Origin of the sequence: Paenibacillus sp. JJ-100 (assembly GCF_948329825.1) — a bacterium.
Classification (GTDB): domain Bacteria; phylum Bacillota; class Bacilli; order Paenibacillales; family Paenibacillaceae; genus Paenibacillus.
Genome location: NZ_CAOJCM010000002.1, coordinates 1,238,888 through 1,254,261, shown reverse-complemented (window position 1 = coordinate 1,254,261; position 15,374 = coordinate 1,238,888). Strand labels below are relative to the sequence as shown.

General features: G+C 43.9%; 14 protein-coding genes and 1 pseudogene. 13 read left to right on the top strand and 2 right to left on the bottom strand.

Annotation, left to right across the window (positions count from 1 at the left end; genetic code table 11):
- The first annotated feature begins 5 nt into the window (after window positions 1-5).
- The 8 genes from PQG66_RS12370 (at window position 6) to pstB (ending at window position 7,833) form a co-directional block, all read left to right on the top strand.
- The gene (locus PQG66_RS12370; RefSeq protein ID WP_272037964.1) at window positions 6-908 is read left to right on the top strand and encodes a carbohydrate ABC transporter permease; all 903 of its coding nucleotides are present in this window, start codon (window positions 6-8) and stop codon (window positions 906-908) included.
- A gap of 634 nt (window positions 909-1,542) precedes the next feature.
- A complete protein-coding gene (locus PQG66_RS12365; protein ID WP_272037963.1) occupies window positions 1,543-1,713 on the top strand; it encodes a hypothetical protein in 171 nt (56 codons plus the stop codon).
- Between the two features lie 141 nt (window positions 1,714-1,854).
- A complete protein-coding gene (locus PQG66_RS12360) occupies window positions 1,855-2,187 on the top strand; it encodes a GRAM domain-containing protein (RefSeq protein ID WP_272037962.1) in 333 nt (110 codons plus the stop codon).
- 431 nt (window positions 2,188-2,618) lie between these two features.
- Window positions 2,619-4,019 carry a stalk domain-containing protein gene (locus PQG66_RS12355; RefSeq protein WP_272037961.1) on the top strand — a complete coding sequence of 467 codons (1,401 nt, stop codon included), beginning with the start codon at window positions 2,619-2,621 and terminating at the stop codon, window positions 4,017-4,019.
- Window positions 4,020-4,138: 119 nt separating this feature from the next.
- Window positions 4,139-5,002 carry a phosphate ABC transporter substrate-binding protein gene (locus PQG66_RS12350; RefSeq protein ID WP_272037960.1) on the top strand — a complete coding sequence of 288 codons (864 nt, stop codon included), beginning with the start codon at window positions 4,139-4,141 and terminating at the stop codon, window positions 5,000-5,002.
- 121 nt (window positions 5,003-5,123) lie between these two features.
- Complete coding sequence (gene pstC / locus PQG66_RS12345) at window positions 5,124-6,092, top strand: phosphate ABC transporter permease subunit PstC (RefSeq protein ID WP_272037959.1); 969 nt, start codon at window positions 5,124-5,126, stop codon at window positions 6,090-6,092.
- 68 nt (window positions 6,093-6,160) lie between these two features.
- Window positions 6,161-6,997: a phosphate ABC transporter permease PstA gene (gene pstA, locus PQG66_RS12340; protein ID WP_442955096.1), complete on the top strand. Its 837-nt coding sequence runs from the start codon at window positions 6,161-6,163 to the stop codon at window positions 6,995-6,997.
- An 80-nt stretch (window positions 6,998-7,077) separates the two neighbouring features.
- A complete protein-coding gene (gene pstB, locus PQG66_RS12335) occupies window positions 7,078-7,833 on the top strand; it encodes a phosphate ABC transporter ATP-binding protein PstB (RefSeq protein ID WP_272037957.1) in 756 nt (251 codons plus the stop codon).
- A 215-nt stretch (window positions 7,834-8,048) separates the two neighbouring features.
- Here the strand turns inward: pstB and PQG66_RS12330 are convergent, their stop codons facing one another.
- The gene (locus tag PQG66_RS12330) at window positions 8,049-8,396 is read right to left on the bottom strand and encodes a hypothetical protein (protein ID WP_272037956.1); all 348 of its coding nucleotides are present in this window, start codon (window positions 8,394-8,396) and stop codon (window positions 8,049-8,051) included.
- A gap of 149 nt (window positions 8,397-8,545) precedes the next feature.
- On the opposite strand from PQG66_RS12330, the gene PQG66_RS12325 reads away from it, so the two are divergent.
- The 5 genes from PQG66_RS12325 to PQG66_RS12305 all read left to right on the top strand — a co-directional run bounded on the left by PQG66_RS12325 (window position 8,546) and on the right by PQG66_RS12305 (window position 13,823).
- Entirely contained in the window at window positions 8,546-9,493 is a 948-nt protein-coding gene (locus PQG66_RS12325; protein ID WP_272037955.1) for a helix-turn-helix transcriptional regulator, read from the top strand.
- 67 nt (window positions 9,494-9,560) lie between these two features.
- Window positions 9,561-10,097: a DinB family protein gene (locus PQG66_RS12320; RefSeq protein ID WP_272037954.1), complete on the top strand. Its 537-nt coding sequence runs from the start codon at window positions 9,561-9,563 to the stop codon at window positions 10,095-10,097.
- A 483-nt stretch (window positions 10,098-10,580) separates the two neighbouring features.
- Window positions 10,581-11,423 (top strand): PRD domain-containing protein, encoded by an 843-nt coding sequence (locus tag PQG66_RS12315; protein WP_272037953.1) that lies wholly within the window; start codon window positions 10,581-10,583, stop codon window positions 11,421-11,423.
- Between the two features lie 130 nt (window positions 11,424-11,553).
- Window positions 11,554-12,978 (top strand): PTS transporter subunit EIIC, encoded by a 1,425-nt coding sequence (locus tag PQG66_RS12310; protein ID WP_272037952.1) that lies wholly within the window; start codon window positions 11,554-11,556, stop codon window positions 12,976-12,978.
- Window positions 12,975-13,823, top strand: coding sequence for a Nif3-like dinuclear metal center hexameric protein (locus tag PQG66_RS12305; protein ID WP_272037951.1), 849 nt, complete (start codon window positions 12,975-12,977; stop codon window positions 13,821-13,823). The genes PQG66_RS12310 and PQG66_RS12305 overlap by 4 nt, the downstream gene beginning before the upstream one ends.
- A gap of 189 nt (window positions 13,824-14,012) precedes the next feature.
- Here PQG66_RS12305 and PQG66_RS12300 read toward each other — a convergent pair.
- Window positions 14,013-15,043, bottom strand: a pseudogene (locus PQG66_RS12300) (alpha/beta fold hydrolase).
- Window positions 15,044-15,374: the final 331 nt, after the last annotated feature.

The following is a 15,374-nucleotide window of genomic DNA, read 5'->3' as shown; positions in this document are numbered from 1 at the left end:
CATCGATGGGAATAAACAAGTCTCGGATTGAGCCGATTGTCTTCCATACATTTAACGGCTTGCTGATGATCTTTATTGCAGTGGTTACTTTATATCCATTTTTGAATACACTGGCTATTTCATTTAATGCAGGTAATGATACCATTCGGGGTGGAATCTACCTGTTACCTAGGGAATGGACCACTCAAAACTACAAAGCTGTATTTGCAGGCGGAACAATATTCCAAGCATTTGGAATATCTGTAGCAAGAACAGTACTTGGTACTGTACTCAGCTTGTTCCTGACCTCCATGCTGGCTTATACTCTGAGCCGACGAGATTATATTTTGCGCAAGCCGATTACCATTATCGTCGTCATGACGATGTATTTCAGCGCAGGTCTCATTCCAACGTATTTCTTGATCAAAGACTTACACTTGCTCAATAACTTTTTGGTATACATCATTCCAGGTTTGATTAGCGCATTTAACATGATCGTGATTCGTACGTATATCCAGACGTTGCCAGAAGGATTGATTGAGTCGGCCAAGATTGACGGTGCTGGCGATTTCAGAACATTTATATCCATCATTTTACCGCTGTGTCAGCCTGTACTTGCAACTGTCGCGTTGTTCATTGCAGTAGGGCAATGGAACTCTTGGTTCGATACGTTCCTGTATGCGTCTTCCAAGCAAAATCTGAGTACGTTACAGTACGAATTAATGAAGTTGCTCTCCTCATCGATGAACACCAATAGCAGTGCCGCAGTATCCAGCGGGGCCGATATGGGGCAAGCACGTAACATGGTAACGCCGATATCCATTCGGGCAGCAATTACGATCGTTGCAGCATTGCCAATCCTGGTTGTGTATCCGTTCTTACAAAAATACTTTGTACACGGACTGCAGCTTGGTAGTGTGAAGGAATAGGGAGTTATTACAAGAGTGTTAATCAAGAAAAAGAATAAAATCGGTCTAAATTGATGATCGATTTTATTCTTTTTTTGTGTAAAATTGTAACTATTATTATTTTGGTTTGTTATTTATTATAGGTATCCGCTCTCCTAGAGGTAGTGAGAGGATGTCCCAAGGTCTCTTTAATTAAATTACAGCTACTTCTTTTTGACATATCTAATGAACCAAAAAATAAAAATCCACGGCAAGATGTATATCGTTATCCACTCAAAGAGATGGATAACATCAATTACACTAAAGCCATTTTGAAACCTTTGATAACATACTACTGCTAAAATAAATATAACTATAATACAAATTGAGATTTTTAATGGTTTGTTCGACATGATTGATCACTTCCTTCTTTTTGATATGAAATATAATCTATTTTATAATGGATGATTACAATAAAGTATTTATTTGTAAATAGCAAACGGAGTACATTTATTATAGAACTAATCCGCAGCGTGATATTAAACATGCTTCAGGCTCTAAGTTTCTGGATATGGAGCAATTTCCTATCCCCGTACAGATTCAATGGAATGATGGTCAAGTTGAAACGATATATCTTCAAAGGTTATAAGTCTAATTCAAGACGGAGTTGAAGAGGATGGACAATATCTGTAATAATACGTTAACGTTTATCGGGAATTTCGTAATGGCTTATTTTATTTTCGGAGAGGGAACGCTCGTCAGGCCGCTGATCTTTGCGTTCTGTATATTCATGCTGATGATGGCAGTAGACTGGTTTAAAAGTAGAGGAGATCATAAGCTGAATTAGTATTTGGATAACGAACCGATTCTAAAATAGGATCGGTTTTTTAATGGCAAAGAATGATTCCTTAATTGGGAGATTCGCCCTATAATATGGAAGAGTGACAACAAGATTACGTTCAGCTGAATAAAAAGGAGACTAGTAACGATGGAAGATCTACGCCAAGATGAATATGTTATTTTTAAAAACATTCAAGCCAATTGGTTAAGAAAATTCGAAGGTGTGGGAGGCAAGCTGTATCTGACAAACCAGCGACTCATTTTTGTTCCGCATGGTCTGAACATTCAGACAGATTGGGTTCAGATGGAGCTGTGGGGGATGGCCAAAATCGAAAAGCATCAAACGTTGGGGATCATTCCTAATGGAATCAAGATTACTATGGAATCAGGAGAGGTTGTCAAATTCATCGTGTGGAACCGGTCGAAGATAATTCGTGAGATCATCTACGCGAAAAGAACAGATGATATCATCTTAAAATAGATTTATTGGCGACACATACATATCAAATATGCAGACGGAGCTTTAGAAGGGGATATGGGTGCGAAACCATCCCGATGGACATGTGCTCAGAGCACTTCAAAAAACATACAAGAACCTGAGACCCATACGTTTAGTATGGGTTATTTTATTGTTCCATTCAGAGCTCCACGAATAACCTACTTCTTTTTTTACAATATGCATGTGTTGACATGAAAACATTGACAAAACGCTAACAATTCCAATATTTTCCGTTTACAAATCGCTCCTATAATTACAAACGTGATAGGTCATTTTTACTATGAACGTGGACGGTTTGGGGGGATGAGGCGGACAAGCTCTCATATTGACGATACATGCAAGTATACCGAGCAGGGCACAGCAATATCAGGCAGGATATCTGGAGAAAAGAAGGGTGACAAAAGCCAATGTCAATGAAAAAAGTGTTAGTCGTGTCCATGGTAGCCACAGTATTAACAACCTCTGGGGCATATGCAGTATCGGCTGCTCCTGCAACAAAACCTGCAGCTAGTTCGAGTGCAGCTCAGGTGAAGAACTCCACGTTTACCATAAATGGTAGCAGTGTGACTGTACGTTCCATTGTGAAAAATGGAGAAACATTAGTAGCTGTTCGTGACGTCATCCGAGCGTTGGAAGCGCAATCCGAAATGGTTAACGGTACAACGGTGATCCAATTGAATGGCCACACGGTCAGCTTACAGAACAAGTCCAAGCAACTTGATGTCGATGGTACCAAGGTAAACTTGAACCAACCTGTTACGGTCATCGGCGGAACCAGCTACGTTGCACTTCGTCCGCTAGTATCTAGCGTGGGAGGTACTGTAGAGCTGAGAAACGGTCAGCTTGAAGTCCGCACGATTGCTCTGTTGCAAGCAGCAGAGAACCCGCGTTTTGCCGGCACGGATGGGCTTATCGTGTCCCAAAACGATGATCAGGGCAGAAGTGACTACCTCGTCAATACAGCTACTGGAAAATATGAACTGTTGTTAACGACCGAAGGCGGTTCAGACCTTGTTGTGTCACCGAGCGGTAATCAAGCCGCTTATACCAATGCAGAGGGAGCCGTATACGTAATTGATCTGAAAACAAAGGCTTCCAAACTCATTACGAATGACACAAGCATCAAGCCAGAGATGGTCTGGTCTATGGATGAAAGTTCGATCTATTTCCTGCAAGGAGACAAAGGTTCGGTCATTGCGAATCTGAACCTAGCGGACGGCTCCATTACGAAGCTGGTGGAAGACAAAGTAGACTACAAGGAAAACCTGAATGTATCTACAAGTGGCAAACGATTCATCTATAGTGTGACCACACTGGGTAAAGTAACGGCGGATTCGACCAACGTCGATGAAGACAATGTTGAGATTGATTTTTCGGCAAATCAACAGCAATTATTTTCATATAACAACGACTCTGAGAAAAAGGAAGCAACTCAATTGACAACATCCACCGATGATAAAGTATTTATCTATTCGGCAGATGGACAGAAAGCCTACTATGTAAGTGTACCATCTGAAGATGGTAATGCTTCACTTATGTCCGTAGATGCATCTCAGAAGCCAGTCACTATATATAACGAGAATGATGTAGAACAAGCAATTTTGTCAGGAAGTACGCTATATGTGCTTGCTGCACAGGATGATAAGAACAGCGTAATTCTGTCCATCGATACCGTAACAGGTCAACAATCCAAACTCTATACGGTCTCTTCTGACGTATCATCGATCGTGGTGAAGGGTTCACAGATTGCTGTCGTTGAGAACGGACAAGTGCTGGTACAAGCGGATGGTAGCTGGAGAGCGGTAACGAAGTAAAAAAGCGATGTATAGATGAGAATTTGAGATAACCGGAACGTAATTCAATAAAGAAATGAACTGAAATAAAAATGCATTGCAATAAAATAAATTCTTAATTTCGAGAGGAGCTTTTTACAATGAAAAAATGGATTAAACCTTTCACAGCGATGTTGATGGCTGTATCCCTGGTTGGAGGACTCGGAGGTGCAATGACAGCATCGGCTGCCAAAAGCACAGAGAAAGGCAAGATTGTCATCAATGGATCTTCTGCACTGCTTCCACTGACGCTGCAAGCCGCAAGTGAGTTCAAGAAAGACAATCCCAAAGTTAAAATCTCAGCATCGGCTGCAGGTTCCGTTACGGGCCCACAATCCGTTCGTAAAGGCATCGCTGACATTGGCGCGGTGGACTGGGATGCATCCAAAGATGTACCAGGATTCAAAAAATTCGATGGACAGGTTGCGCACCCGGTAGCAGTAACGGTCTTCACTGCGGTAGTTAACTCAAATGTAGGTGTAACGAATCTGACAACGAAACAATTGCAGGACATCTTCTCTGGCAAAGTAACCAACTGGAAAGAAGTCGGCGGTTCAGACGGTAAAATCGTTGTGGTTAACCGTAAGTTCGGATCAGGTACACGCGTTAACTTCCAACAAAAAGCACTCGAAGGTAAAGACTTCATGAGCAAAGGTGACAACTACAAAGAAGTTGGATCAAGCGGAGACATGAAAACAACAATCGAAACGACACCTAATGCGATTGGTTATATCGACCTGCCATACGTAACAAGCAAAATGAAAGCTGTGTCCATTAATGGCGTGGCTCCAACAGAGAAAAATGTCCTGAACAAAACGTACAAAGTATGGGGCATCGGATATTACATGACGAAAGGTGAACCAACGGGTGCAACGAAAGCATTCATTGAATACATTCAAAGCAGCAAGTTCCAGAACGGTTCCCTGAAAAAGCTGAAATTCATTCCGCTGGCAGCCGTGAAATAAATCGTTCAGTCTGATGCAGATCAGACTTCAACACCTGCATTTGCAATTCATATGAAAGGGATAGCCAGCTTCCGCGCGTGGTCGCCAAGCTGGCTTCTCTATGTGAAAGGAAGGTTCCTCTATGATGGAAATGAATCCACCGGCGAACCGACCCGCTCCGAATGAGCTGGGTTCAGGCCTTGGCAAAACGCCTGAGAAGAGACGACGTTTTGACCGTAAAGCACGCCTCCGGTGGTCTAACCGCATGTTTCGTGTTCTCTGCATTAGCAGCGCGGCCTTTGTCTGCCTCGTGTTGTTCTGTATTCTGGTGCTTATGCTTCGCACAGGTGTCTTGACTTTTGCAGACGTCTCTTTCAAAGAGTTCTTCTTCTCTACGAACTGGGATCCGGAAAATGAGCACTACGGTGCGCTGACTTTTATTCTAGGTACGTTTGCGCTCACAGGACTTACGATGCTAATAGCGATTCCTTTATCGGTGATCATTGCGGTATTTCTGGCAGAGATGACACCGAAGTGGCTTCGTCGCCTGTTACGTCCCGTGCTGGATCTGCTCGTGGGTATCCCGTCCGTCGTGTACGGTTACCTCGGTTTGACAGTGTTAATCCCATGGCTTAGGGATTTGAGCGGACGTGATCTGGCGGATGGTCTGCTGGCAGCGGCTATCGTGCTTACGATCATGGTGCTTCCGACCATCAGTCGGATTAGTGATGATGCGATCTCAGCTGTACCGAACAAATACCGGGATGCAGCGTATGCGCTTGGTACCAATCGCTTTCAAACGATTACCCGCGTTGTGCTTCCTGCGGCAAGAGGCGGCATCATGTATGCGGTCATTCTGGGCATGACACGCGCCATTGGAGAGACGATGGCGGTAGTCATGGTTATTGGTAACACCGCACAACTGCCGAGCAGTCTGTTCACGCCAACGTCTGTACTGACTAGTAACATTGTCATGCAGATTTCAAGTGTAGAATTTGATTCGATCTGGAATCATGGCTTGTACATGATGGGCTTTATCTTGCTGGCGATCTCGATCCTGATGATTGTTGCCGTGAGAATGTTGCAGAAGAGAGGGGGGCGTCATCTGTGAGCGTGAAGAGAGAGAGTAGTCCGGCTTCCACCTATTCCTTTGGCAAACGGCGAGCGTCCTCGGCATGGATGGATCGGCTGTTTACAGGAACGGTGTGGGGCATTGGCATCATTGTCATTTTATTTATAGTGGGATTGTTGTTTTTGTTGCTGCAAAAAGGGTTACCGATGCTCAGCTGGGATTTCTTGTACGGTGTGCCTAGTGAGATTGAAGAAGGCGGAGGCATTGGCCCTGCGCTGTTCAATTCCTTTTATGTGCTGATTCTATCTCTTCTGATCTCCATTCCGATCGGGATTGCAGCAGGGATCTATCTGGCTGAATTTGCGCCAAACAACAGATGGATTGAGACTGTACGTATCTGTGTGGAAGGACTGTCGTCCGTGCCATCGATTATTTTTGGTTTGTTCGGGATTGCCCTATTTGTCGAGTATTTCGAGATTGGTCTAACGATTCTTGGGGCTGCGGTCAGTCTTGCATTCTTGAACTTGCCCGTGTTGACACGAGTAACGGAGGAAGCGGTTCGTGCGGTTCCGACTGAGCTTCGTAACGGCTCGTTTGCACTAGGAGCCACACATTTGCAGACGATTCGGCAGGTGGTTTTGCCTGTTGCGCTAAACGGGATCATGACAGGCATCTGTCTGACCGCAGGTCGTGCATTTGGTGAAAGTGCCGTTATTATCCTGACCGCAGGAGTATCAACGTCCGGTGAGATGTGGGATTTCAATCTGTTATCTCCAGGCGGAACGCTTGCTGTACATCTGTGGTATATCCAGTCCGAGGCTATTGTGCCGGATGCGGAGCAGATTGCGCAGAAGTCCACAGCCGTGCTGATCTTTGTTGTGTTGCTTATTAATATTTTGTTCCGTGTGCCGTTATGGTTCAACGCTCGTAAAAATCAAGTGTAAGATAGGCGCCAAGCATTATTTTTGACTTAGAGCATCTGCTGAAAAAAGTATATTCTAATTCATCACCGGGAGGGCACACTGTGCAATCGATTATTGAAATTAATAAGCTGAATTTATTCTACGGCCAGTTTCAGGCGCTAAAAGACGTTTCCATTGCGATCCCGGAACGCGCCATTACAGCGTTTATCGGTCCATCCGGTTGTGGGAAATCCACGCTGCTGCGGACCTTGAACCGTATGAATGACCGGATCCCGGGCACACGCATTGAAGGAACAGTGGCTGTTGGTGGAACCAATATCTATAGTGGTGACGTGCACGTGGAGACACTGCGCAAGAAGATCGGAATGGTATTCCAATCACCGAATCCTTTTCCGAAATCCATCTATGACAACATTGCGTTTGGACCAAGACAACACGGGATTCATGGCAAAAAAAAGCTCGACGAGATCGTTGAACGCAGCCTGCGTTCCGCCGCTCTCTGGGATGAAGTCAAAGACAACCTGAAGCGTTCAGCGCTTAGTCTGTCAGGTGGACAGCAGCAACGTCTCTGCATCGCACGTGCTCTGGCTGTGGAACCGGATATTCTGCTGATGGATGAAGCGACGGCCTCTCTTGATCCAGTCTCCACCTTCAAGATTGAGGAGCTGACGCATGAGTTGAAGGAACGTTATACCATTGTCATGGTTACCCACAACATGCAACAAGCAGCACGTGTCTCGCAGCAGACAGTGTTCTTCCTGAACGGTGAGGTTGTAGAATATTCGGCTACGAAGAGCATGTTCTCCGAACCGGTCGATGCGCGCACGCAGGATTATATTAGCGGCCGATTCGGTTGAGAGATGCTTGCGGAGTGGGATGAACGTGAGTTGGAAGAGAAGCTCAATGAGAAGCGTGCTTATAAAATGCTTAAGAAGTGCTTATGTAGTAGAGCTTATGTAACTGAGCTTATATGGTGAAGTTCAATGGAAGTAAGCTATGGATCAAAAGCCCATGAAACAATAGCCTACAACACAAAGAGCCTTTCAGATATGTTCTGAAAGGCTTTTTGTGATTACATTTTCCAAGGGAGATGAGGATATGTATAACGAAAAACGGTATGATTCTCATTTTTCACATAAATCCATGGAGGTGGGACGGGAGTGCCAATGGCTTTGTATAAAGTCGTCCCTTCATCACTGGTCGAATATGCTACTATGTCCGGAATATCTGCAGCTTGCATTTTTCCATGATAAGACAAGGTCTGTCCCTGCGTGCGAATAGGAAGTGCACCTGACATGAATCGGTATGTGGTATTCAGAATGCCAACCTTTTCCGAAGACAGCAGCATGAATTCACTCAAAGGCAGTATGATGATGAATATCAAAATGATTATACTCACAATCCAACGTTTTTTACGCATATGCTGACCTCCAATTATGTATCCATAACAATGGCGACCAGAGTTGAATTGCGTTGCTGCAGCCATTTTTCGGTAATTATGGTTTCATCCATGATATGATTAAACATGTATCGTAAGCAAGGAATTAAACCGTAGGGGATTGAACAAACATGAACAAAACGGAGCGACAGCTCGCAATCACGCTTGAACTACAACGAACCAAGCTGATCAGGGCGGAGGATTTGGCATCTCAATTCGAGACAAGTGTTCGCACGATATATCGGGATATCCAGGCATTGAGTGAGGCAGGTGTTCCAATTATAGGCGCTCCGGGTCATGGTTATTCCCTGATGGAAGGCTATTTTCTTCCTCCGGTCAGCTTCACAGCAGAAGAAGCGGTGTCCCTGCTCATGGGAGCTAAATTTGTTGAACAGAGGTGGGATGCCGCCTACGGCATTGAAGCCAAATCGGCACAACGCAAAATTGAAGCCATTTTACCAGAAGCCATTCGTGAAGCGACCTCGCGTGTGCAAGAAACGATGCGCGTGCTTCACCCGATGGGGCCTGATACAACCTTGTTGGTGAGAACGTATCTTAGCGATATACGCAATGCGATCTTGGAACAACGCAAAATTTGTTTTATGTATCTGAAAAAAATGCCGGGAGCGGACGGGAAACGCTCTAGCCAGCGTGTCGTTGCACCCTATGGGCTGACCCTCATACGGGAGAATTGGGTATTGCTGGGGAGGTGTGATCTAAGGCAGGACATTCGACATTTTCGGTTGTCCCGCATGACAGAGCTTTCCGTGCTGGAGGAGCGTTTTCTTTTACCGCCAGATTTTGATCTGAATCAGTACCAGCCGCCAGATGATCGGAATGAACATGTGCTGGTCCGTGCAAAATCAGATGTTGCTGACCAGATTAGAGAGGTTCTTCATTTTTATATCGATCACGTTCAGGAAGAAGAGCAAAATATTGTTTTTGATTTTCGTGTTCGTAATCCGGAGGAAATAGTGCATCATTTACTTGGACTTGGTGGAGATATCGAAGTGATGGAGCCACAATCACTACGTATCCGGATACGGGAAATCGCAAATGACATCTTGAAACACTACTGACATACTCTTGTCAGTAGTGCTTTTTTATACTGGGAGATATCCCGGATGAAGAGGAGTTGTTTGAACAATGAAAAGTACCCAGGAAGTATTGCAGTCCTTCGAGACTACTATGGAGAGATATATGGCAGAGCTGAATGAATTGGATATGAATGAGTTACTTCAAAAAGAAAATGAGGAAGAATGGTCCATTGGACAAATGTATGTACATTTGATTCAATCTGCATTATTCATGCAATTGCGCAATATCGAGCGTTGTTTGGCCAATGATGAGCAGACCGTGCATGCAGATACGGAAAAAACGGAGCTGGGCAGTCAGATATTTGAACTGGGACAATTCCCACCGATCCGTGTGAAACTCCCCGCATCTCCGCAATATATACCACAACCGCCCGAAAGCAAGCAACAACTGTTCGAGGGACTTCAACAGGTTCTAGAACAGATGCGAAGTAAAGCGGCTGTTCTGGACGAGGTAACCATAGGACGTAAAGTGCTTCACCCAAGCATGGGAGCATTAAATGCACAAGAGTGGTTCGAGTTGATCGCTATGCATTACAGACATCATTTTTTACAGTTGGATCGATTGAAACTCAATCTGGGACTGTAGATTCATAGGGAGCCCATAGATGGTTTATGGGTTCTTCTTTTTACATATGACGTGCCAAGATCTTCACTTGTTATATGTTATTCGACAAGATGGGACGTCCGGCCTCCAATGGAAGGGCAAGCAGGGTCCCTCTATTGTCCTAATGAATTAAAAGAGAACGCTTGCTAAACCATAAATAATATGGTAGCTTAAATATGGGCTTGTTACTGCAAAGGCATGACCCAGGACATGTAAAATATACATGTTTTGGGTCATGCCTTTTCCATATTTTGGGGTATATCCCATGGAGTGTGGTGTTGAGCAGCGAGAAGGATGTAGAATTAGGGGAAATACTCGAGGAATCCTGAAGTGAAGCAGGAAACAGACAAGAGGGTGTCATGTACAAATTACGGTCGCCATTTAAATCTTAGAGTGTGTTGCAGGCCATCAGCTATGTCATCCTCAAACGTTGCCTACAATGAAGATATTAAAGGTGGGTTGCTAATGCAGGCTATTAAGAAAATAAATAATAACGTAGCCTTATGTGTGGACAGTCTTAATAACGAGTTGATCGCTTTTGGCAAAGGGATTGGGTTTCCAGCGATGCCTTACGAGATTACAGACTTGAATCAAATTTCGATGACGTTTTATCGCATTGATAGCAAGTTCTATAACCTTATTCAGGAAATTCCGGAAAATGTATTTGAAGTTGCTGCACTTATTGTGCAGAAAGCACGAATGGAGATTGCAAGCAATCTTAACCCGAATCTGGTGGTCAGCCTGGCCGATCATATTAATTTTGCTATCATTCGATTGCAGAAATACAAAAAGATGAAAATGTTGTTCTCATACGATGTAGAGCAGCTATATCCGAAAGAAACAGAGTTGGGACGATATGCGGTGAAGCTCATTATGGAGAAGCTGCACGTTAAACTGCCAGACAGTGAAATTACCAACATAGCCATGCATTTTGTGATTGCAGAAGAAGAACGAGAAGCCGACGAAAGCACAGTAACAGAGGAACTTATTCTGGAAATCATCGATAAGATTGAAACATTCTTTTCCATAACGGTGGACAGGAATGATTTTAATTACAATCGTTTTGCGATGCATCTAAGATATTTCTTGAAAAGGGTTAAAGATCAATCACAATTCAAAGATGATAACGGAGATCTGATCTTGGCCATCAAAGAATTACATCCTCGCGTCTATGAATGCGCTTATATGGTCAGCCAATTTATAGATGACAAATTGGACTCCCAAAGCACAGAAGGTGAAGTTCTATACTTAATGATGCACATCTATCGAATCTTCAGAAATGCTAAAATCGAAAATCAGGGATTGTAACTCGTTATGGAGGCATTACCCAAGGTGAAATGAGCATAGCTCACTTTTGCCTTGGGTTTTTTTATATAAAAAAGCAGCAAGCGAACAATTCAAGAATGCCTTTAAATTACATTGGGGAGGGTCTACAAGTATGAGTAAAAAAAATGAAGAATTTCAATCTGCTGCAGCGAAAATTCTAGAGGGAGTTGGCGGAAAGGCCAACATTGAAAGTGTCACTCATTGTATGACAAGACTGCGGTTTAATCTGAAAGATATGAGCATTCCTGAAGACGATGAACTCAGAAAAAATGAGAAGGTCGTTGGAGTAGCCCGTTCAGGAGGTCAGTATCAGGTCATTATCGGTACTCAGGTAACTGCGGTATACGACGCTCTGGTGGGTGAAATGGGTGGCGAATCAGGTGAAGCCGTTGAACAGAAATCGGTAAAAACACCGGCCGCGAGTCAAAAAAAGACATTCAAAAGTGTTATCAATTCAATATTTGATTACTTGGCTGGAAGCTTGACGCCATTGATTCCAATTTTATTAGCAGCTTCCTTGTGTAAGACGATTATTGCGATCATCGGGCCAAGCCTGCTGAATGTTGTTTCGCCGGAAGCTGATCTATATAAGCTCTTCGCATTTATCGGGGATGCGGGATTTTATTTCTTGCCAATCTTCCTAGGCTGGTCGGCAGCGCGTAAGCTGAATGTCAGTGTGCCTATTGCTATGTTGCTGGGTGGCGCGCTACTACATCCAACATTCATGCAGATGGCTGCAGATGGTCAACCGTTCAGCGTATATGGCATACCTGCAGCGACCCAAAGTTATGCCAGCACGGTTATCCCGATGCTCCTGATTGTGTGGATTATGAGTTACGTGGAAAATTGGTTTAAAAAGTATACACCGGATACATTAAAAGTATTTGCTGTTCCTTTTGGTACATTGGTAGTTATGCTTCCTATTGCATTCGCTGGGTTGGCTCCGCTTGGGGGATACCTTGGTCAATACATCGCAGATGCCATTATTGCCTTGAATGACGTGGCAGGACCGTTAGCTGTCGCTGTGATTGGGGCTACCTTCACCTTATTGGTTCTTACAGGTATGCACATGGTATTGATGACTTACTTGTTTGTTACGTTCCCTCTCCTGGGTTATGATAACTTCTTGTTGCCGGGAATCATCTGCGCGAGCTGGTCTGCGGCGGGTGTAGCTCTGGCATGTGCGTATAAGTTCAAAAATAAAACGAACAAAAAACTAACATTCGGATATATCATCACCTGGTTCCTGGGCGGGGTGGGCGAACCGATGTTGTACGGATTGTCCGTTCCTTATAAGACGCCATTGATTGCCGGAGCGATCTCCGGAGGGATTGCTGGTCTGGGAGCAGGATTAATGAAACTGACGGCTCACGTTCTGAGTACGTCCAATGGGGTGTATGGGATCGCTGCGTTTGTTGGTGGTTCCACTTGGAACTATGTTGCGTTGGGGATTACGCTTGCCATCGCTGCGATTTCCGGTTTTGTGATCATGTTGTTTATGAAATTAAATGAAGATGTCGGGGGGGCGAAAGCGTGAAGATTAACCAGGTCATCTCTAAAATCATGGCCTATCATAAAGGTGATTACATCCTGGGTCAGAAAATAACAGAAGAGACGACTCGGGACATCGTTCTGTATGGTAACACAGATCAGGAATGTACAGGGATTGTGACCACTGTTTTTGCCAGTGTGGACGTCATTCGAAAAGCCAGGGATCTGGGAGCAAACCTGATCATTGTTCACGAAGCATTGTTCTGGAATCATGGAGATCATCAGGAGTGGTTGCTGGAATCAAAGAATGAGACTTTTCTGGCCAAGAAAAAATTGTTGGACGACAATCAGATTGTTGTGTGGCGTAATCACGACTATGTGCATTCCGGCATCCCGATGCCAGATGGATCGTATGTGGATGGTATTTTCTATGGATTCGCCAAAGAGATGGGATGGGAAACCTACACCTCTGACGGTCGATCATCCCTGTTAACCACAGAGATCCCTGAATGTACTGCTGAAGAGCTTGCTCAAGAGCTGATGTGCAAAATGAACTTAGAAGGGGCACGCATTATTGGGGATGTTAACACGAGAGTTCGCAAAGTCCGGATTCCGTTCCACATCTCTGGGGATGCGAATGAACTTATTCAGGAGATGGAAGAAGAGAATATCGATGTATTATTGGCGATGGAACTCGTTGACTTTTCGATCAGTGAATACGTTCGTGATAGCAGCATGCTCAATCGAAACAAAGCCATTATATCAGTGGGTCACTTCAACATGGAGGAGCCTGGCATGAAGTTTATGTCAACGTATATTCCTGATGCGATCGAAGAAGATATTCCGTGCCATTTTGTCCAGTCTGGTGATATGTATCACTATGTAAAATAGTCGTTTAGAGCAAAATAGTCTTTTTGAGTAAAGGGGTGTCCAGAAACCATGCAAATGGTGTGGACGCCCTTTTATAGTTTCCAAGGGATTTGCGGGAGCTTATATCGGACAGCCCGTATTGTTTTCTTTTTTTACATAAATCCATGGTGGTGGGATCCTGAAGGATACAGTATTGAATGATCAAGGTTTTTACTTGATAAAGGTATCTACCATCCAATCAAAAAATCTTTGTTGCTCTTCATAATGTGGGTAGTGAGCCGAGTCCTCATAAGTAATGAATTCCTTTTGATTTCCTTCAATCTGATCAAAAAACACCTTGGCGGCATGGGATGAAGTCATAAAGTCGTAATCTCCCATGACAAAATAAAAGGGTAGATCCAGCTTCGTAATTAAGGATGGTAAAGGACGACTCATAGCATCACTTATTAATATTTCTTGTGAATACATTATGCCTTTATAAAAGCGAATGGCATCAAGCATATTATATTCATTGCTGAAGGTCATCCCCAGGAAGCTGTTGTCAGGGCTGTCCATCAACCTGGATGCACCTCCGTAACGTTCAGCGATATCTCGCGGTGTGAACGCCTGCCCTTGTTTGATCGGTTCATAGATCTGCTCCAACTGCTTTATGTCTTCATGATTACCGGTAAGCTGGGCTTGCTCCATAACGTAATTCCATCCATCCGTCTCGCTCTGTTGTGTATCTGCCATCTGTCCGATGCCAATGTAGGCCTCATATTTTTCGGGTGCCCGATGTGCAGCAAGAGTTCCTATGTATGTTCCGTAGGAATGCCCAATCAAGATTACCTTGTTCTTCCCCAGACGTTTAGTAATATAATCCGTGACGGCTAGTGCATCCTCAACCAGCAAGTCCGCTGAAAGATTGGAATAGTCCTCAAAAAAATGATAGGATTTGCCGCTTGCTCTCTGATCATAGTTCACAACCGTGAATTGAGATTCCAATAAATTTTGGTACTTCTTGGCGTACGGAAGTTCAGATACTCCCGGTCCACCGTGTACATAAAGGATCACTGGGTTTGCCAGATCCTCCCCTCTAATCATGACTTCATGGCTCGTGCCGTTGATTACAACTTGTTCCAATACATGAATACTGTTTGAGCCTTTTATTTTGGCGTCCATGTTGGAAAAAAAAGAAGTATGAGTGATAGTGTCAGAGTTGCAACGCCAAGCCACAAACCTGTTTTTTTTATTTTGTTCATAGGATATGTCTCCTCTGGTTCAATGTATTAAAGTCATGATTGTTCATGAACTCATAACTTTATTTTACTTGACTCGTCAGGGGTTCAAAACGTACGCCAGATTGACATTGTTCTCAGTCTTAGGTTGGACATGAACGGCCTCAGCCCTGATGAATTCAGGACCAAGGCCGCTTAACTATCTATTGTTTTTTTAAGTTTATTGGAAAGATCCCATTATATTGGAGCTACAGCAATAGATCCGGATAAATAATGGAGGTAGCAGATTTATCACTTTGGTGATTTTTAAGATGTTCAATCCGGTGCATAGAGAGAACCCTTCAGAAAGGGGCAC